Source organism: Burkholderia mycopellens, assembly GCF_964265025.1.
Lineage (GTDB): Bacteria > Pseudomonadota > Gammaproteobacteria > Burkholderiales > Burkholderiaceae > Burkholderia.
Window position 1 is genome coordinate 146,325 of record NZ_OZ183802.1, and the last position, 17,703, is coordinate 164,027.

15 protein-coding genes are annotated in these 17,703 nt (G+C 69.1%); 8 read left to right on the plus strand and 7 right to left on the minus strand.

Annotated elements, in window-relative coordinates; translation table 11 throughout:
• Positions 1–21 precede the first annotated feature (21 nt).
• Both ACPTTC_RS00650 and eutC read left to right on the plus strand, forming a co-directional pair.
• Positions 22–1,419: an ethanolamine ammonia-lyase subunit EutB gene (locus ACPTTC_RS00650; RefSeq protein WP_423391279.1), complete on the plus strand. Its 1,398-nt coding sequence runs from the start codon at positions 22–24 to the stop codon at positions 1,417–1,419.
• Positions 1,416–2,201 carry an ethanolamine ammonia-lyase subunit EutC gene (gene eutC, locus ACPTTC_RS00655; RefSeq protein ID WP_423391280.1) on the plus strand — a complete coding sequence of 262 codons (786 nt, stop codon included), beginning with the start codon at positions 1,416–1,418 and terminating at the stop codon, positions 2,199–2,201. The genes ACPTTC_RS00650 and eutC overlap by 4 nt, the downstream gene beginning before the upstream one ends.
• 62 nt (positions 2,202–2,263) lie before the next feature.
• On the opposite strand, the gene ACPTTC_RS00660 is transcribed toward eutC, so the two are convergent.
• Complete coding sequence (locus tag ACPTTC_RS00660) at positions 2,264–3,148, minus strand: LysR family transcriptional regulator (RefSeq protein WP_423391281.1); 885 nt, start codon at positions 3,146–3,148, stop codon at positions 2,264–2,266.
• Positions 3,149–3,303: 155 nt separating this feature from the next.
• Here ACPTTC_RS00660 and ACPTTC_RS00665 point away from each other — a divergent pair, with 155 nt between their 5' ends.
• On the plus strand, positions 3,304–4,917 hold the full coding sequence (locus ACPTTC_RS00665; protein ID WP_423391282.1) for an MFS transporter: 1,614 nt from the start codon (positions 3,304–3,306) through the stop codon (positions 4,915–4,917).
• Between the two features lie 99 nt (positions 4,918–5,016).
• Here the strand turns inward: ACPTTC_RS00665 and ACPTTC_RS00670 are convergent, their stop codons facing one another.
• Positions 5,017–5,445, minus strand: a complete 429-nt coding sequence (locus tag ACPTTC_RS00670) for a pyridoxamine 5'-phosphate oxidase family protein (protein WP_423391283.1) — start codon at positions 5,443–5,445, stop codon at positions 5,017–5,019.
• 322 nt (positions 5,446–5,767) lie between these two features.
• Here ACPTTC_RS00670 and ACPTTC_RS00675 point away from each other — a divergent pair, with 322 nt between their 5' ends.
• The 3 genes from ACPTTC_RS00675 (at position 5,768) to ACPTTC_RS00685 (ending at position 9,421) form a co-directional block, all read left to right on the plus strand.
• Positions 5,768–7,294 (plus strand): acetaldehyde dehydrogenase ExaC, encoded by a 1,527-nt coding sequence (locus tag ACPTTC_RS00675; protein WP_089424179.1) that lies wholly within the window; start codon positions 5,768–5,770, stop codon positions 7,292–7,294.
• Positions 7,295–7,615: 321 nt separating this feature from the next.
• A complete protein-coding gene (locus tag ACPTTC_RS00680; RefSeq protein ID WP_423391284.1) occupies positions 7,616–8,170 on the plus strand; it encodes a hypothetical protein in 555 nt (184 codons plus the stop codon).
• 216 nt (positions 8,171–8,386) lie between these two features.
• Positions 8,387–9,421 carry a helix-turn-helix domain-containing protein gene (locus ACPTTC_RS00685; RefSeq protein WP_175969852.1) on the plus strand — a complete coding sequence of 345 codons (1,035 nt, stop codon included), beginning with the start codon at positions 8,387–8,389 and terminating at the stop codon, positions 9,419–9,421.
• 260 nt (positions 9,422–9,681) lie between these two features.
• On the opposite strand, the gene ACPTTC_RS00690 is transcribed toward ACPTTC_RS00685, so the two are convergent.
• The 3 genes from ACPTTC_RS00690 to ACPTTC_RS00700 form a co-directional block, all read right to left on the minus strand.
• A complete protein-coding gene (locus ACPTTC_RS00690; protein WP_423391285.1) occupies positions 9,682–10,785 on the minus strand; it encodes an ADP-heptose--LPS heptosyltransferase in 1,104 nt (367 codons plus the stop codon).
• A complete protein-coding gene (locus ACPTTC_RS00695; RefSeq protein WP_423391286.1) occupies positions 10,782–12,485 on the minus strand; it encodes a thiamine pyrophosphate-binding protein in 1,704 nt (567 codons plus the stop codon). Before ACPTTC_RS00695 ends, ACPTTC_RS00690 begins: the two co-directional genes overlap by 4 nt.
• Positions 12,486–12,584: 99 nt before the next feature.
• Positions 12,585–13,790 (minus strand): IS110 family transposase, encoded by a 1,206-nt coding sequence (locus tag ACPTTC_RS00700; RefSeq protein WP_423391287.1) that lies wholly within the window; start codon positions 13,788–13,790, stop codon positions 12,585–12,587.
• 428 nt (positions 13,791–14,218) lie between these two features.
• On the opposite strand from ACPTTC_RS00700, the gene ACPTTC_RS00705 reads away from it, so the two are divergent.
• Together ACPTTC_RS00705 and ACPTTC_RS00710 are read left to right on the plus strand one after the other, a co-directional pair.
• Positions 14,219–14,680 (plus strand): hypothetical protein, encoded by a 462-nt coding sequence (locus ACPTTC_RS00705; protein WP_175956707.1) that lies wholly within the window; start codon positions 14,219–14,221, stop codon positions 14,678–14,680.
• A complete protein-coding gene (locus tag ACPTTC_RS00710; RefSeq protein ID WP_423391288.1) occupies positions 14,677–14,961 on the plus strand; it encodes a type II toxin-antitoxin system RelE/ParE family toxin in 285 nt (94 codons plus the stop codon). Before ACPTTC_RS00705 ends, ACPTTC_RS00710 begins: the two co-directional genes overlap by 4 nt.
• Before the next feature lie 115 nt (positions 14,962–15,076).
• On the opposite strand, the gene ACPTTC_RS00715 is transcribed toward ACPTTC_RS00710, so the two are convergent.
• Together ACPTTC_RS00715 and ACPTTC_RS00720 are read right to left on the minus strand one after the other, a co-directional pair.
• The gene (locus ACPTTC_RS00715; protein ID WP_175956720.1) at positions 15,077–16,465 is read right to left on the minus strand and encodes an L-serine ammonia-lyase; all 1,389 of its coding nucleotides are present in this window, start codon (positions 16,463–16,465) and stop codon (positions 15,077–15,079) included.
• A 30-nt stretch (positions 16,466–16,495) separates the two neighbouring features.
• Positions 16,496–17,638 (minus strand): alginate lyase family protein, encoded by a 1,143-nt coding sequence (locus ACPTTC_RS00720; RefSeq protein ID WP_175969857.1) that lies wholly within the window; start codon positions 17,636–17,638, stop codon positions 16,496–16,498.
• Positions 17,639–17,703: the final 65 nt, after the last annotated feature.

The following is a 17,703-nucleotide window of genomic DNA, read 5'->3' on the forward strand; positions in this document are numbered from 1 at the left end:
TTTTGGCAAGGAGACTCGCAGATGTCCTATACGGAGACGATCGGCCCGCGCACGTACCGCTTCGCGGACCTGAAGACGCTGCTCGCGAAGGCGAGCCCGCTGCGTTCCGGCGACCAGCTCGCCGGCGTCGCAGCGGCGAGCGAGGAGGAGCGCGTCGCCGCGAAAATCGCGCTCGCGGGTGTGCCGCTGAAGGCGTTCCTGAACGAAGCGGTGATCCCGTATGAAGACGACGAGGTCACGCGCCTCATCGTCGACGATCATGACGCCGCCGCGTTCGCGGAAATCTCGCATCTGACCGTCGGCGATTTCCGCAACTGGCTGCTGTCGCCGGCGGCCGACGGCGCGGCGCTCGAACGGATCGCACCGGGCCTGACGCCCGAGATGGTCGCGGCCGTGTCGAAGCTGATGCGCAACCAGGACCTGATCGCGGCGGCGAGGAAGCGCCGCGTCGTCACGCGCTTTCGCAACACGGTAGGGTTGCCGGGCCGGATGTCGGTGCGGCTGCAGCCGAACCACCCGACCGACGACGTGAAGGGCATCGCCGCATCGATGCTCGACGGGCTGATGTACGGCTGCGGCGACGCGATGATCGGCATCAACCCGGCCACCGACAGCCTCGCGGCGATCGTGAAGCTGCTCGCGATGATCGACGGGTTCCGCGAGCGCTACGGCGTGCCGACGCAGTCGTGCGTGCTCACGCATGTGACCAACACGATCGCGGCGATCGAGAAGGGCGCGCCGGTCGATCTCGTGTTCCAGTCGATCGCGGGTACCGAGAAGGCGAACGCGAGCTTCGGGATCTCGCTCGCGCTGCTCGGCGAGGCGCGCGAGGCCGCGCTGTCGCTCAAGCGCGGCACGGTCGGCAACAACCTGATGTACTTCGAGACCGGGCAGGGCAGTGCGCTCTCGGCGAACGCGCACTTCGGCGTCGACCAGCAGACCTGCGAAGTGCGCGCGTATGCGGTGGCGCGCAAGTTCGAGCCGTTCCTCGTGAACACGGTGGTCGGCTTCATCGGCCCTGAATACCTGTACGACGGCAAGCAGATCATCCGCGCGGGCCTCGAGGATCACTTCTGCGGGAAGCTGCTCGGCGTGCCGATGGGCTGCGACATCTGCTACACGAACCACGCGGAAGCCGACCAGGACGACATGGATACCTTGCTGACGCTGCTCGGTGCGGCGGGCATCAACTTCATCATGGGCATTCCGGGGGCGGACGACGTGATGCTGAACTACCAGAGCACGTCGTTCCACGACCAGCTTTACGTGCGCGAGGTGCTCGGCCTGCGCCGCGCGCCGGAATTCGAGGAGTGGCTGGAAACGATGGAGATCGCCGACGCGCACGGCGCATTGCGCGCCGCGACGTCGCGTGTGCCGCTGCTCGCGGGCGCGAACGACTGGATGGGGATTTCGGCATGAGCGACGCCGTCGAGAAGAACCCGTGGGCGCAGTTGAAGGCGTTCACGAACGCACGGATCGCGCTCGGTCGCGCGGGCAACAGCCTGCCGACCGCGCCGCTGCTCGCGTTCAACCTGTCGCATGCGCAGGCGCGCGACGCGGTGCACCAGCCGCTCGATGCGGACGCGCTGCGGCGCGAGATCGAGACATGCGGGTTATCGACGCTCGGCGTGCAGAGCGCCGCGCCGGACCGCGACCACTATCTGCGCCGGCCCGACCTCGGCCGCAAGCTGTCGGATGACAGTCGCGGGCGGCTGGCCGGCTACGGCGCGGCGCTCGACGACGCACCCGACGTCGTGTTCGTGGTCGGTGACGGGCTGTCGGCGTTCGCGGCCGCGAAGCAGGCGTTGCCGTTGCTGCAGGCGGTGCGGCCGCGGCTCGATGCGGACGGCTGGCGGATCGGCCCGGTGGTGGTCGCGACCCAGGCACGCGTCGCGCTCGGCGACGAGATCGGCGAGCTGCTGCGCGCGCAGGTCGTCGCGATGCTGATCGGCGAACGGCCGGGGCTCAGCTCGCCGGACAGCCTCGGCGTGTACCTGACGTGGGCGCCGAAGGTCGGTTGCCACGACGCGCTGCGCAACTGCATCTCGAACGTGCGGCCCGAAGGGCTGCCTTACGCGGCGGCCGCGCACAAGCTGCATTACCTGATGACGCATGCGCGCAGGCTCCAGCTGACGGGCGTCGGGCTGAAGGACGACAGCGATGCGTTGCTGCCGCAGGCGGAGCGGATCGGGGCGGACTGAAAAGGGCCGTGCGGGCCGCTGGTACGCGGCGGTATTCGCGCAGTTCGAGCGGCTTGCGGGGGCTACCTGAACAGCCGCTCGCACAGAAAATCGACGAACACGCGCAGCTTCGGCGACAACTGCCGGCTCGAGGGCCACACGATCGAGAACTGCCCCGGCGCGATCCGGTAGTCGTCGAGCACGGTGACGAGCGCGCCGCGTTCGAGCGCGTCGTGCGCGAGGAAGTCGGGCATGTAGCCGATGCCGAGCCCCGCGAGCACGGTGCCGCGCAGCGCTTCCATGTTGTTGCAGGTCAGCGCGGTGCGCAGTTTCAGCGGCGTGCCGTCGTCGGCCGCGAGCGCCCAGTCCTGCAGCTTGCCGGTGGTCGGGAAGCAGTAACGCACGCACTCGTGCGTTTCGAGATCGCGCGGCGTGCGCGGCGTGCCGGCCTGGGCGAGATACGCGGGCGTCGCGCACAGCACGAACGCGAACGGGCCGAGCCGCCGCGACATCAGGCTTGAATCGGACAGCGGGCCGCTGCGGATCACCGCGTCGAAGCCGCCTTCGACGACATCCACCATCCGGTCGTTGAAATCGAGATCGAGTTCGACGTCCGGGTAGCGCTGACGGAATTCGGGCAGCACCGGCAGCAGGAACCGGTAGCCGATCACCGGCAGGCTCACGCGCAGCTTGCCGCGCGGGCGCTGCGCCGACGCCGTGACAGTCGCTTCCGCATCGCGGAAATCCTCGAGGATCCGCTGGCAGCGTTCGTAGAAGTGCCGCCCTTCTTCGGTGAGCGTGACGCGCCGCGTCGTGCGGTTGAACAGCCGCACGCCGAGCGACTGCTCGATTTTCGCGATCGTCTTGCCGACCGCCGACGCCGAGATGCCGAGCGCGCGGCCGGCGGCGACGAAGCTCAGCGCTTCCGCGGTGCGGACGAAGGCGACGATGCCGGTCAGGTTGTCCATCGAATCGAAGGGCGTGCGCCAACACGCGTAGTCGAGTGAATTGCGGAATTCTAGTCCGTTATATGCGGAACTTCGCGTGGTTTTTCGCGGATTGAATCGGATTTATCTTCTGTCGCTCTGGCGGCGCATCCGCGCCGGCTTTTCGAGGAGCGATGATGGATCACCCTTTTTCAGCCGCTTCAGACCCGTCGGCACGCCGGCGCGCGTGGGTGCTGGCCGCCGTCTGCATGGCCGCCGTCGCGCTGCCGCTGTCGTTTTCGGGCGGCGCGGTCGCGACGCCGGCGATCGGCCGCGACCTGCACGGCGGCACGGTCGCGATGAACTGGATCACCAACGCGTTCATGCTCGCGTTCGGCAGCTTCCTGATGGCGGCCGGCGCGCTGGCCGACCAGTTCGGCCGCAAGCGGCTGTTCGCGATCGGCGTCGGCGGCTTCACGCTGATGTCGGTTGCGCTCGCGTTCGCGCCGTCGATGCTCGCGGTCGACCTGCTGCGCGCCGCGCAGGGGCTCGCGGCAGCCGCGGCGCTCGCGGGCGGCACGGCCGCGCTCGCGCAGGAGTTCGACGGCGCGGCGCGCACGCGCGCATTCAGCCTGCTCGGCACGACCTTCGGCATCGGGCTCGCGTTCGGGCCGGTGCTCGCCGGCGCGCTGATCGGGCATGTCGGCTGGCGCGCGATCTTCGTCACGAGCGCGGTGGCCGGCGGGCTGTCGCTCGTATTCGGGCTGCCGCGCATGCACGAGTCGCGCGACCCGCATGCGACGGGGCTCGACTGGCCCGGCACGGCGGCGTTCACCACCACGCTGACGCTGTTCACGTTCGGCGTGATCGAGGCGCCGGCGCGCGGCTGGTCGAGCCCGCTGGTGATCGCGCTGCTGGCCGGCGCGGCGCTCGGCGCCTGCGCGTTCGTCGTGATCGAGACACGGGTCGCGCGGCCGATGCTCGACCTGTCGCTGTTCCGGATCGCGCGCTTCGTCGGCGTGCAGGTGCTGCCGGTGTCGACCTGCTGCTGCTATATCGTGCTGCTCGTCGTGTTGCCGCTGCGCTTCATCGGCATCGACGGTTTCAGCGAGATCGACGCCGGCTGGCTGATGCTCGCGATTTCCGCGCCGATGCTGGTCGTGCCGCTCGTCGCCGCGACGCTCACGCGCTGGCTGTCGGCCGGCGTGATCTCGGGGCTCGGGCTCCTGATCGCGGCAGCCGGGCTCGTGTGGCTGGGGATCGCGCTGCGCAGCGGCGCGGGGCCTGCGGCGATCGCGCCGATGGTGGCGATCGGCGTCGGGGCCGGGATGCCGTGGGGGCTGATGGACGGGCTGTCGGTGAGCGTCGTGCCGAAGGAGCGCGCGGGGATGGCGACGGGGATCTTCAGTACGACGCGCGTGGCCGGCGAGGGGATCGCGCTTGCAATCGTCGGTGCGGTGCTGGCCGCGCTCGCGCGGGCGGGGTTGGCGCAGGCGGCGGGTGCTGCGGGCACACCCGACGCGACGCTGCGTGCGGCTGCGCGGCTCGCGACCGGTGATCTGGCGGGTGCGGCAGCCGCGCTGCCGGGTGTCGGGCATGCGGCGCTGCTCGCGAGTTACGCGCATGCGTTCGATCGGTTGCTGATCGGGCTGGCGGTCGTTACGGTGCTGTGTGCGGGGGTGGTGTTTGCGTTTCTCGGCGGGCGGCCGGCGGCGGCTGAAACGGGTGACGACGCCGGCGAGCACGCGCACACCGACGTGCCGGTGCGCAGCCGGATCGAAGCGGCGTGTGCCCAGACGCACGGACGTTGAGTCGCGCGTCGTCGCGCACGGGTGCTCCGGCCACGGCGGCCGGCGTGCCGTCTTGTTTCGTCATCGCTGTGCTCGCACGTTGACGCTCCGTCACGCGCATCACGCCAGCACCAACGGCGGCAGCGTCGCATCCTCCCGTGCCTGCGCCCGTTCCACGTCAACCACCACATAGCGCCGCGCGGCGGGCCACACGTGCGCGCGTTTTTCCGCCTCCTCGTCGATCGTCGCGCGGCCCTGCACGAGCCAGGTCGTCTGGCGCACGAAGTCGACGAACAGCAGCGCGATGGCCGGATTCACGAGCAGGTTGCCGATCGTGTTGAACAGGTTGTTGCCCGCGAAGTCGGGCAGCACGAGCGTGCGGCGGTCGGGCATGTCGACGAGCGGCTCGAACGAGCCGTCCGCGCGTGGCTCGCGGCCGCGGTACGAGCAGTCGCTGTTGCCGTCCGCGTCGGCGGTCGCGACGATCAGGAACGCCTGTTCGCGAATGAACGCGATGGCGTCGTCGGTCAGGGGGCCGCGGTCGTTCATGGTGTCGTCCGGCGCACACGCCGTTGCGTGGGAATGCGCGTTGTGCACGCAAGCGACATGCCACGCGGCGTGGCCTGCCTTCGCGCTCAGGTGCGCCTGCGCACTGTGGAAATTTCGAACACCGCCCCGGCGCGCGGCGCAGTCGCGCTGTTCAGAATCGGCACACCCGCCGTGCGGCATCGATGAACACGGCACGGTGCGCCCGCGGGCCGGCTGGGGTCGCCGTGTTTCCGTCCTGTTTGGCACGCATGTTGCGTAAACGAGGGCAGCGCAATTCGAACCGGCGCTGTACTCACACAAGCACGATAAACAGGAGACATGTATGAACCCGTTTGACCTGAAGCAATTGGGCCTCGACGTCGAATACCCGTACCGTCAGCAATACGACAACTACATCGGCGGCAAGTGGGTTCCGCCGGTGAAAGGCGAGTACTTCGAGAACGTATCGCCGATCAACGGCCAGCCGTTCTGCCGCATCCCGCGCTCGGGCGCCGACGATATCGAGCTGGCGCTGGACGCCGCGCATGCCGCGCGCCGCAAGTGGGGCAAGACGTCCGTGGCCGAGCGCGCGAACCTGCTGCTCGCCGCCGCCGACCGGATGGAAAAGAACCTGAAGCTGCTGGCCGTGGCCGAGACGATCGACAACGGCAAGCCGCTGCGCGAGACGATGGCGGCCGACCTGCCGCTCGCGATCGACCACTTCCGCTACTTTGCGGGCTGCATCCGCGCGCAGGAAGGCGGCATCTCCGAAATCGACGACAACACCGTCGCGTATCACTTCCACGAACCGCTCGGCGTCGTCGGCCAGATCATTCCGTGGAACTTCCCGTTGCTGATGGCCGCCTGGAAGCTCGCGCCGGCGCTTGCCGCCGGCTGCTGCGTGGTGATGAAGCCGGCCGAGCAGACGCCCGCGTCGGTGCTCGTGCTGATGGAGCTGATCGGCGACCTGTTCCCGGCCGGCACGATCAACATCGTGAACGGCTTCGGCAAGGAAGCGGGCGAAGCGCTCGCGACCAGCAAGCGCATCGCGAAGATCGCGTTCACGGGCTCGACGCCGGTCGGCAAGCACATCCTGCGCGCGGCGGCCGACAGCCTGATCCCGTCGACGGTCGAACTGGGCGGCAAGAGCCCGAACATCTTCTTCGCCGACGTGCTCGACCAGGACGACGCGTTCCTCGACAAGGCGCTCGAAGGGCTCGCGATGTTCGCGCTGAACCAGGGCGAAGTGTGCACGTGCCCGTCGCGGATCCTGATCCAGGAATCGATCTACGAGAAGTTCATCGAGAAGGCCGTCGCGCGCGTCGAGCGCATCAAGGCCGGCCATCCGCTCGACCTGCAGACGATGATCGGCGCGCAGGCATCGCAGCAGCAGCTCGACAAGATCCTGTCGTACATCGACATCGGCCGCGGCGAAGGTGCGCAATGCCTGACGGGCGGCGAACGCACGGCGCCGGCGGCGGAACTCGGCACGGGCTACTACGTGAAGCCGACGATGCTGCTCGGCAACAACAAGATGCGCGTGTTCCAGGAAGAGATCTTCGGGCCGGTCGCGTCGGTGATGACGTTCAAGGACGAGCAGGACGCGATCGAGCTCGCGAACGACACGTTCTACGGGCTCGGCGCGGGCGTGTGGACGCGTAACGGCACGCGTGCGTACCGGATGGGCCGCGAGGTCGAGGCCGGCCGCGTGTGGACCAACTGCTACCACCTGTACCCCGCGCACGCGGCGTTCGGCGGTTACAAGCAGTCGGGGATCGGTCGCGAGACGCACAAGATGGCGCTGTCGAACTATCAGCAGACGAAGTGCCTGCTGGTGAGCTACCAGGCCGAGGCGCTCGGGTTCTTCTGATCCCCGCGCGGGTGTCCTGGCCGGCCGGCAATGGATTGCCGGCCGGTCGGGGCGCCGAGTTTCGGCGTCAGCGGCGAAGCGTCGGATGCCGGATGGTCGTCGAACGCGTGTCGCGCCGGGCGACGGCGGCTGCCTGGCCGACGACCGGTGCGCAGATGCGCGCCGCACGGCCGACCGGCGATCCGGAGTTTTGCCGTTTCCGCCCATTCGCAGTCGCAACCCGACACCGGCCGCGCATTGCCGCGGCCTTCGACGGAAACGAACCCGATGGCCGTTTGCTCGCGGCGGCATGTTGAGCCGGCGCGCCGGACGTAAAACCCCATGTCAGAACCGCCCCGATCCCGTCCGCGCCATCCCGTGTTCCACGCGGGTGAACTCGACGCGCACCAACGCTTTGGCGTCGCCGACGAGGCCGAGCGGATGAGCGACGTCGTGACGACGCGGCTGAGCATCGGTGTGCGGCAATTCATCGAGACGCAGCCGTTCATGTTCGTCGGCACGGCCTGCGGCGGGCCGGCGGGCGTGACCTGCGACATCGTGCAGAGCCGGCGCGACGCGAACGGCGACCTGCTGCCGGTCGTGCGCGTGATCGATACGAAGACGCTGCGCTTCGCGCTGCCGGTGTACGGTGAGGGCGACGACGGCCGGGGCGACATTGCGCGGTGCGATGGCAACGGGGTCGGGTTGCTGTTCGTCGACTTCATGCGCGGTATCCGTTACCGGATCAACGGGCGCGCGACGCTGCGCACGGACCTGTCCGATGCGGACGCGGCGCCGTGGCCGGCCGGCAGTGCGATCGTCGAGTTGGCGGTCGCGCAGGCGTACGGCAATTGCGGCACGCGGGTCGTGCGGCTGCGGCGCGCGAACGGTGGCTAGCCGGCCGTCGCGTGTCGCCGGCGGGGCGGAGCGCACCGGGTGCGCCGGCGTGGCGCGTGCCGCACTGGCGGGGTGCGTACGGCAGGGCGTTTGGGTACGCCTACATGGCGCGCGCAGGCCGCGCAGCGCCGAATGACGGGCTTTGCACAGGTGATGCATCGTTCGGCACGGGACTTGCGTGACAGGCGGGGTTCCGGGCAGGTGAGGGAGGACACGATGGACCAACACGTGGCGTGCAGCGAAGAACCGACGGCCGAAGACACGCGGCGCAGCGCGCAGGGCGACGATGCGCTGGCCGGGCAGGCGGTCGTCAGCGTGGCGCACGACGCCGACGAGCAGGCGCGCAACCTGATCGGCTGGCGGCAGACTTACGACCAGCTCGCGGCTGGCCGCTTCGTCGGCACGCTGACCGAGCTGCCGCTCGACACGATGAAGCTGTTTCGCGAATCGACGAGCCACCTGCTGCGCCAGGCGTGCGAGGTGCGCGGCGATGCGTACTGGTTCGGCATCCCGCTCGTGTGCGATGGCACCGCGCGCGTCGATGCGTGCCGCATCGGGCCGGGTGCGCTCGCGTTCCGGCCCGGCAATGTCGAGTTCGAACTGGTGACGCCCGCGCAGTTCTCGATCTACGGTGTCGTCGTGCGCGGCGACGTGCTGCGCCGCTATGCGGAGGAGGTCGAGCGCCGCGCGCTCGACGAGCGGCTGTTCACGCAGCGCGTGATGCAGGTCGGCGATGCGCGGCTCGCGCGCCTGTGCGCGCTGCTCGGCCGCCGGCTCGATGGTGCGGTGGCGATGGCCGGCCCGCTGGCCGATGCGCAGCGCGACGACCTGCAGGCCGAGGTGCTGGCCGCGCTGTTCGATGTGTGTGCGCAACCGGCCGACGATGCCGCCGGCCGCGCGCCATCGATGCGGCGCTGGATCGTCGAACAGGCACGCGACTACGTGCTCGCGCACCGTACGCGCCCGGTCGGCGTGCCCGAGCTGTGCGAGCAGTTGCACGTGAGCCGGCGCACGCTGCAGTACTGCTTCCAGGACGTGCTCGGCATGGCGCCGGCCACCTACCTGCGCACGCTACGGCTGAACGGTGCGCGGCGTGACCTGTGCGGCCGCGCGGCCGGTTCGGTGCAGGACGTGGCGGAGGCATGGGGCTTCTGGCACCTCAGCCAGTTCGCGACCGATTACCGGCGGCTGTTCGGCAAGCGGCCATCGGAGACGCTGCGCGATCGCGCAGCGATGGTGACGGTGGGGTAAGCGTGGGGCGGTAGTCGAAGCGGTTCTGGTTTCGATGCAGACTTCGGCACTGGCTCAGGCTCAGGCTCAGGCTCCGGCTCCGGCTCCGGCTCCGGCTCCGGCTCAGGCTCAGGCTCAGGCTCAGGCTCAGGCTCATGCTCAGGCTCAGGCTCAGGCTCATGCTCAGGCTCAGGCTCAGGCTCAGGCTCAGGCTCAGGCTCAGGCGGCGCGGACACACAGCGCGCTTTCGGCGTCGCCGCTGCCCGCCGGACCCTGCTTCCCTATGCGGCCGTAGCCGCCGCCTCGCGCGGCGCGGGCCACGCCACCGCATCCCAATCGATCGCGCGATAGGCCGCCTCGACCGCCGCGAGATCGGCCGGCCGCTCGCTGCGATGCAGCCCGAGCAATTCGGCGGGCACGTCGAGCGCGACCGGCACGCAATGCGGATAGTCGCGCACGCGCAGCGCCGGCCCGATCGTCGTGAAGCACGCGAGCGTCGGCACGTCGAAACCGTCGGCGAGATGCAGCGCGGCCGTGTCGGGCGTGAACAGCAGGCTGGCACCCTTGACCCATGCGATGAACCGGGCCGTATCGTCGGCCGCATCGGCGCTCACGTCGACATAGGCGGGATGCGCGACGGGCCCGAACCCGGCCACCGGCAATCCGTAGCGCTGCGCGAGCTGCTCGACGAACGTTGCCCACAGTGCGGGCGGCACGCTACGCAATGCGGTGCTCGCGGTCGGACAGAACAGCACGTACGGGCGCTGCCATGACGCAGGCAACGCAGGCAGCCGCAGCCGCGCGAGCCAGCGGTTGCGCTTGGCCGATGCCGGCACCGATGCGGGTTCCACGCCGAGCGCGTCGAGGAAGAAATCGATCATCGGCAGCCGCGCGAACGCGGGCCAGTACAGGTGATTGCCGACGTCGATGCACGGCGCGTCCGCCAGCAGCGCGTCGGCGGGGTGCGGCAGGGTGCGGGACGGCGCGACGATGTCGGCCGCGAGCGCATACAGCGCCTCGACATAGCGCGGCGCGCGGGCTGGCCGGTACAGCGTGAAGCGCAGGCCCGGGTGCGCGTCGCGCAGCGCGGCGAGGGCGGTGAGCCCGATCACCGAATCGCCGAGCGTGACGCCCATCCCGTTGATCACGCGCACGTGCACGTGCCGTGCGTTGTCGTAGTCGAGCCGGAACGGCCGGTGCGCGGCGTGCAGCAGCCTGCGTGCGGCCGTGGCCGGCACGTGGCCGACGGCACGCGCGCCGCCGTGCTCGAGGTCGTAGGGTGCGACGAACGTGCCGTCCGGTGCGAGCAGCGTGCCGGGGAGCGTGAGTGCGTCGTCGTGCGACAGCGCGACGTCGGGTGGCGCGGCGTGCGTGTCCACCGTCATCCGCCGCGCGCGCGGCGGCCCTGTTCGCGGATCTGCTCGAGTGTCGCCGCCGGCGTGCTGGCGTCCTGCGGGATGCGGATTTCGATCAGGGCGGGCCGCCCGCAGGTCAGCGCACGTTCGAGCGCGGGCGCGAAATCGGCGGTGCGCTCGACGGTCTCGCCATGCGCGCCGAACGCGCGCGCATACGCGGCGAAATCGGGATTCGTGAGCCCCGTGCCGTGCACGCGTCCCGGGTAGTTGCGCTCCTGATGCATGCGGATCGTGCCGAAATGCCCGTTGTTGACGACGATCACGACGATGTTCAGCCCGTACTGCATCGCGGTCGCGAGCTCGTTGCCGGCCATCATGAAGCAGCCGTCGCCCGCGAGCGCGACGACGGCGCGCGACGGGTACAGCGACTTCGCGGCAAGCGCAGCCGGCACGCCGTAGCCCATCGCGCCGCTCGTCGGCGCGAGCTGCGAGCGGAAGTGCCGGTACGCGAAGTGGCGATGCAGCCAGATCGCATAGTTGCCGGCGCCGTTGGTGAGGATCGCGTCGTGCGGCAGGCGCTCGCGCAACTGCACCATCACGTCGCCGAGCTGGACGTCGCCGGGCATCGGCAGCGGCGCATGCCATTCGCGATACGCGCGGTGCGCGTCGGCAGCGGTGCCGGCCCAGGCGGGGTGCTCGGGCGCCTCGAGCGCGGCAAGCGGCGCGGCGATCTCGGGCATGCCCGACACGATCGGCAGGTCGGCCGCATACACGCGGCCAAGCTCGTCCGCGCCCTGGTGCACGTGGATCAGCGTCTGGCGCGTCTTCGGGATGTCGAGCAGCGTGTAGCCGCCGGTCGTCGCTTCGCCGAGGCGCGGCCCGATCACGAGCAGCAGGTCGGCGTCGCGGATGCGCTTCGCGAGCGCGGGGTTGATCCCGAGCCCGACGTCGCCCGCATAGTTCGGGTGGGCGTTGTCGATCGTGTCCTGGTAGCGGAAGGCGCACGCGACCGGCAGTTGCCAGCGCTCGACGAAGGTGCGCAGGTTCGCGCACGCGTCGGGCGTCCAGCCGCTGCCGCCGACGATCGCCAGCGGCCGTTCCGCGCGCGCGAGCCGCTCGCGCAGTTCGTCGAGCTGCGCGGCCGACGGCGCGGCCGCGACGCGTTTCGCGGCCGGCACGACGGGCTGCGGCGCGCACGCTTCGGACAGCACGTCTTCCGGCAGCGCGAGCACGACCGGGCCCGGACGGCCCGACATCGCAACGTGGAACGCGTGGCTCAGGTATTCGGGAATGCGGCGCGGATCGTCGATCTGCGCGACCCATTTCGCCATCTGGCCGAACATCCGCCGGTAGTCGATTTCCTGGAAGGCTTCGCGGTCGAGGTGCTCGCGTGCGCACTGGCCGACGAACAGGATCATCGGCGTTGAATCCTGGAACGCGGTGTGCACGCCGATCGACGCATGCGTCGCGCCGGGCCCGCGCGTGACGAACGCGATGCCGGGGCGGCCGGTCAGCTTGCCGACGGCCTCGGCCATGTTGGCGGCGGCCGCCTCGTGGCGGCAGACGACCGTCTGGATGCGGGCGGTGTCGTCCGCCAGCGCATCGAGTACGGCGAGGAAACTCTCGCCCGGCACGCAGAACACGCGTTCGACGTGATTGGCGAGCAACGCATCGACGAGCAGTCGCGCGCCGGTGGTGGCGGGCTGCTCGAGATCCTTGGAATGCGACATGGGCTGCCGTCTCCCTGGGTAGCGGGACGTACAGCTTACGCCTGTCGGTGGGGCGGTGAAAAGTGTCGGAACGCGGGGGGGGTGCCCCTATGTCTTTCGTCAAGCGTTAGGGGCTGACTTGGGTTGGTAAATGGTGCCGTCGCGCAGCATGGCGAACAGGACGTCGCAGCGTCGCCGTGCCAGCGCGATGAGTGCCTGGTTGTGGCGCTTACCTTGCTGGACCTTGCGCGAGTAGTAGGCCCGTGAGACTGGGTCTCGTAAGGCGGCGAAGGCGGAGAGGAACAAGGCGCGCTTGAGCACCTTGTTGCCGCGTCTGGATGGATGTTCGCCACGGATCGACGAGCCTGAGCGCCGGGTGACCGGCGCGAGGCCAGCATAGGCCGCCAGATGAGCAGCCGAAGCGAAGGCTTTATGGGCGACTTCGGTCAGGAGTCTGGCGGCGGTCCTGACGCCGACTCCCGGCATGCTGGTCAGGACCGGCCAAAGAGGGTGAGCATGCACCAGCCGCTCAACTTCGGCGGCGATTTCGCCACGCTGCTTGCGCAAGGCGGCGAGTTGCTGGGCCAAGCGGGGCATGACGATGGTGGCAGCCTGCGTGCCGGGTACGATCACGGCTTGCTCGCTCAGCGCTTGAACGATTTCGGCCGCTAAGTTCTTGCCCATGCGGGGCGCGAGCTTGGTCAGACGGTTGGCGAGCGTCTTCTCGCTGGTTGCGGCAAGCGCGGCGGGCGACGGATAGCGCTCAAGCAGATCGAGCACCGCCGGATGGTCGAGGCGCGGTCCGAGAACGCGCTCGAGCGCCGGATGAATCTGGGTAAGCAGGCCGCGAATGCGGTTGCTGGTCTGAGTGACCTGAGCGGCGAGATCATCGTCGAAGCCGCATAGCATGGTGAGCTCGGCGAGCTGCTCGTCGGCCAATCGAAGCGAGCGCAGCGTATGCGGCATCGAGCGGGCCGCTTCGGCAATGATCGCGGCGTCGCGGGCATCGGTCTTGGCTTCGCCGGCGTGCAGGTCAGCGATGCGGCGCATAGCCAGTCCCGGCAGATAGGCGACGAGTACACCTTCAGCGCGGGCGACGGCCACTGGGAGTGCGCCAATGGTGGAAGGCTGGTCGACGACGAACAGAAGTCGACCGTGAGTCTTGAGTTCAGCGATGAGGGCACGCAGCTTGGCCTCGTCGTTGGGTAGCGCTTTGTTGTACAGACGCTTGCCGTTTCGATCGAGTGCGACGGCGTGATGCTGGCCTTTACCGACATCGACGCCGACGAAGACATCGACGGCATCACGTTGTTGTGTGTCTTGCATCGCAGTTTGTGCAGAGTGAACGGATTGGCCCGCAACAACGGTGGCAAGTCTCGGCATCCACGTTACGGACGGCGTCGGGATATCCCGGCCAAACCCCTATCAGCGATCACCAGCCACCCACCAGGCCCGGTGACAACACCCCCCGGATCATGACTGCGACTGGGGGCGGGAATCATGCCGGGCCCGGCTGGCCAAAACCCCGATTATCGGGGCGTGAAGATAGTAACGGGTCGGCGCGCGCGCGCCGGCTTCGGTTGGCCGAACGGCCAGCTTGTGCGTGATTGCTCGACGGGGAGAATTGAGGGCTACGGATGTCGAGACGAATACGGGTCTCGATCATCGATGTCGTGCCTCCCAAGTAATAATAAAACGGGAGCCCGTTCAATAGTAAAATTTTCCAGAATGACTAACGGGATCGAGGATCCGTCATGGCAACCGAAACGATTGATCAAAAGACCCTCGTCCAGCTCGTCGAGGCCGGTGCGGTGCGCGCCGCGCGGGTGATCGGCTGCGGCAACGGCTGGGCCGTGTCGGCCCGTTGCGGCGCAAGCGAACGGCTCCTGTCGGCCAAGCGCGGCGACGTGCGCGTGTTCCGTCGTTTTGAAACCCTGGTCGGATTTCTGCGCGATATCGGCATCAGCCGGTTCGATGTTGACACGTCGGATTTCGACCCGGATGCAGCCGGCCGGGCGACCCGGCCCGATCGTGCGGCCGCGCTGAAAGCGGCCCATGAAGCGGCTGTCCACGACCGCTGGTTTCGCGAGCAGGTGCAGCAGGCGCTGGACGATCCGCGCCCGTCGATTCCCGATGCCGAGGTCAGCGCAGAGTTTGCGTCGCGCCGTGCCGCGCTGCGTCAACGGATCGCGGGCAAGCGGGGTAATGCTGTTTGACCCTCGCGCTGCATTGGCATCCTAAGGCGTGCGAGGACCGCGCCGCGATCATGGACTACATCGGCCGGCATGACCCGCTGGCCGCGCTCGAGCTGGACGAGCGGCTGGAGGAGCGCGCCGCGGCGTTGCCCGCGCGCGCCGAACTGTATCGGCAAGGGCGCGCGGCGGGCACGCGCGAGCTGGTGGTCGCACCGAACTACGTGCTCGTATATCGCATCCGGCCGGCCGACAACATTGTGGAGATTCTCCGCGTCTTGCATGCGCGGCGGCAGTGGCTGTGACGCGCGGCGCTCTCAAGAAAAAGCGAGGGCGCTCCAGGTTTTCGGCCTCGAAGTGAGGCCCTTCGGGGAATAGGCCCCTCGGGGGCCTGACGCGAAGCGATGGGCCCGGGGGCATTCAGCACTCGACGATATTCACCGCGAGCCCGCCGCGCGACGTTTCCTTGTACTTCGTCTTCATGTCGGCGCCCGTCTCGCGCATCGTCTTGATCACGGAGTCGAGCGACACGTAGTGCGAGCCGTCGCCGCGCAGCGCCATGCGCGCCGCGTTGACGGCCTTCACCGACGCCATCGCGTTGCGCTCGATGCACGGGATCTGCACCATCCCGCCGACCGGGTCGCAGGTGAGGCCAAGGTTGTGTTCCATCCCGATTTCGGCCGCGTTCTCGACCTGCTGCGGCGTGCCGCCGAGCACGGCCGCGAGTGCGCCGGCCGCCATCGAGCACGCGACGCCCACCTCGCCCTGGCAGCCCACTTCCGCACCGGAGATCGACGCGTTCAGCTTGTAAAGAATGCCGATCGCGGCGGCCGTCAGCAGGAAGTCGATCACGCCCTGTTCGTTCGCGCCGGGCGTGAAGCGCGTGTAGTAGTGCAGCACGGCCGGGATGATGCCCGCCGCGCCGTTGGTCGGCGCGGTGACGACGCGGCCGCCGGCCGCGTTTTCCTCGTTGACCGCGATCGCATACAGGTTGATCCAGTCGATCATCGACAGCGGATCCTGCAGCGCGCGTTCCGGGCTGCCCGTCAACGTGCGGTACAGCTGCGGCGCGCGGCGCTTGACCTGGAACGGGCCGGGCAGGTTGCCGTCGGCTTCCGGGTTGCCGATCCCGCAGCCGCGCGACACGCACGACTGCATCACGGCCCAGATCTTCAGCAGGCCGTCGCGCGTCTCTTCCTCGGTGTGCCACGCGCGCTCGTTTTCCCACATCAGCTGCGCGATCGACTTGCCGGTCGACTCGGTCAGCGCGAGCAGCTCGGCGCCGGTGCGGAACGGGTGCGTCATCTGCTCGGCCGCGCTCAGCACCTTCGTGTTCGGTGCGCCGGCCGTCACGACGAAGCCGCCGCCGACCGACAGGTAGGTGCGCTCGACCAGCACCGCGCCGCTCGCGTCGGACGCGCGCAGTTTCATCCCGTTCGGGTGCTCGGGCAGCGCCTGGCGGTAGAACGCGATGTTCTCCTTCAGCACGAACGGCACCGGATGCGTGCCGAGCAGCGCGAGCTGCTTCGATTTGCGGACGTCTTCCAGCCGCGCGTCGATCGTGTCGGGATCGACGGTGTCGGGCGCGTCGCCGAGCAGGCCGAGCATCACGCCGCGGTCGGTGCCGTGGCCCTTGCCGGTGGCGCCGAGCGAGCCGTACAGCTCGACCTTCACGTGGGCCGTTGCGTCGAGCAGCCCGTCGCGCTCGAGGCCCTGGACGAACATCAGCGCCGCGCGCATCGGCCCGACCGTATGCGAACTGGACGGACCAATACCGATCTTGAAGAGGTCAAAGACGCTGACTGCCATGTTGATTTCTGCCTTGCTTTAAGAGTAGTGCTAGCGCGCCTGCAATGGCAGGCACGCGGCGAGCCATGCGGGCGGCGTTGGGGAAAGCTGCTGCGCGACGCGGGCATAGCGCCCGTCGAGCCGCGCGGCCAGATGAAAGAGTTCGGTGGCGTTTTTCGGGTCCCACTGCCCCGTGTAGCCCGGCAGGCCGGCCTCGCGGCGCTTCGCGTCGAACGGCACCGGCGAATTCACGAATTCCTCGTGCGTTTTCTCGCCGAGCGCGTACGGCACGAGCCAGTCGAGCGCGGCCGCGAGCGTCGCGCCGTTCGCGCCGCGCTCGCGCAGCCAGTTGCGGTTGAAGCGGCGCGCGGCGAGCGCGGCCGTCACCAGCGGCTGCAGGTCGTACACCGCATAGTGCAGCGCATCGCGTTCCTCGAAGTCCCACGTCTTGCCGTCCGGGCCGATGTTGTCGGCAAGATGCTCGACGAACAGCCGCTGCGCGGCGTTCATCATCTTGCGGTCGCCGAGCGTGAACGCGGACAGCGCGATCAGCTTGATCCGGTGGCTTTGCCAATTGTTGCGCCAGGTGCCGGTGAGCGGGCGCTTCTGCGCGTCGATCTGTGCGACATAGCCGGCGCCGAGCTTCGCGATGAACGCGGCCGTCGCGTTGCGGGTCTTCACCGGCAGCGCGCTCGCGGTCATGTCGTACGCGACGATCAGGCTGTCGAAGCGCGTCTCGTCGATCGGGTTGAAGCTCGGCTGGTAGGTCGCGACCCAGGCGGACAGAAAGCGGTCGACGAGCTGCAGGTAGCGCGGCGCGTTCGTCACGCGCCACGCGAGCGCGGCGTCGCGCATCAGGTCGAGATCCTTCAGCGCGTCGACGCTCTGGTCGTAGATGCCTTCGTGCGGCAGCGTGCCCTCGGTGTGCACGCGCGGCATGGCCTTCGGCTGCTCGCCGATGCGCGCGTCGACGCTGCGGATCAGCGCCTGGACGCCCGGCTCGGCCTGGGTCGTCTCGCTCGCCTGCAGTGCCGGCGCCGCGCAGAAATTCATCGCCGCGCGCGCGCTGCCGGACGCGCCGAGGCCGGCAGCGGCAAACGACAGCGACGCGACGAGCATCGGCGCGAACCGGCGTGCGCGCGTGCGCGGCCGGCTCTGCATTGCACCCTGGCCCGGAAACATCGGACGCACCATGCGGAACTCCTTCATTGGCTGGATCGCGTGTGATGTTAGCCGGATTGGCGGGCGAACGCGCACCG

What these genes read in the sequence shown, in the direction of transcription:
- ACPTTC_RS00720 (WP_175969857.1), bottom strand. Translation starts at nt 17,638, where the DNA reads ATGGTGCGTCCGATGTTTCCGGGCCAGGGTGCAATGCAGAGCCGGCCG.
- ACPTTC_RS00705 (WP_175956707.1), top strand. Translation starts at nt 14,219, where the DNA reads ATGGCAACCGAAACGATTGATCAAAAGACCCTCGTCCAGCTCGTCGAG.
- ACPTTC_RS00695 (WP_423391286.1), bottom strand. Translation starts at nt 12,485, where the DNA reads ATGTCGCATTCCAAGGATCTCGAGCAGCCCGCCACCACCGGCGCGCGA.
- eutC (WP_423391280.1), top strand. Translation starts at nt 1,416, where the DNA reads ATGAGCGACGCCGTCGAGAAGAACCCGTGGGCGCAGTTGAAGGCGTTC.
- ACPTTC_RS00690 (WP_423391285.1), bottom strand. Translation starts at nt 10,785, where the DNA reads ATGACGGTGGACACGCACGCCGCGCCACCCGACGTCGCGCTGTCGCAC.
- ACPTTC_RS00700 (WP_423391287.1), bottom strand. Translation starts at nt 13,790, where the DNA reads ATGCAAGACACACAACAACGTGATGCCGTCGATGTCTTCGTCGGCGTC.
- ACPTTC_RS00650 (WP_423391279.1), top strand. Translation starts at nt 22, where the DNA reads ATGTCCTATACGGAGACGATCGGCCCGCGCACGTACCGCTTCGCGGAC.
- ACPTTC_RS00665 (WP_423391282.1), top strand. Translation starts at nt 3,304, where the DNA reads ATGGATCACCCTTTTTCAGCCGCTTCAGACCCGTCGGCACGCCGGCGC.
- ACPTTC_RS00685 (WP_175969852.1), top strand. Translation starts at nt 8,387, where the DNA reads ATGGACCAACACGTGGCGTGCAGCGAAGAACCGACGGCCGAAGACACG.
- ACPTTC_RS00680 (WP_423391284.1), top strand. Translation starts at nt 7,616, where the DNA reads ATGTCAGAACCGCCCCGATCCCGTCCGCGCCATCCCGTGTTCCACGCG.
- ACPTTC_RS00670 (WP_423391283.1), bottom strand. Translation starts at nt 5,445, where the DNA reads ATGAACGACCGCGGCCCCCTGACCGACGACGCCATCGCGTTCATTCGC.
- ACPTTC_RS00675 (WP_089424179.1), top strand. Translation starts at nt 5,768, where the DNA reads ATGAACCCGTTTGACCTGAAGCAATTGGGCCTCGACGTCGAATACCCG.
- ACPTTC_RS00715 (WP_175956720.1), bottom strand. Translation starts at nt 16,465, where the DNA reads ATGGCAGTCAGCGTCTTTGACCTCTTCAAGATCGGTATTGGTCCGTCC.
- ACPTTC_RS00660 (WP_423391281.1), bottom strand. Translation starts at nt 3,148, where the DNA reads ATGGACAACCTGACCGGCATCGTCGCCTTCGTCCGCACCGCGGAAGCG.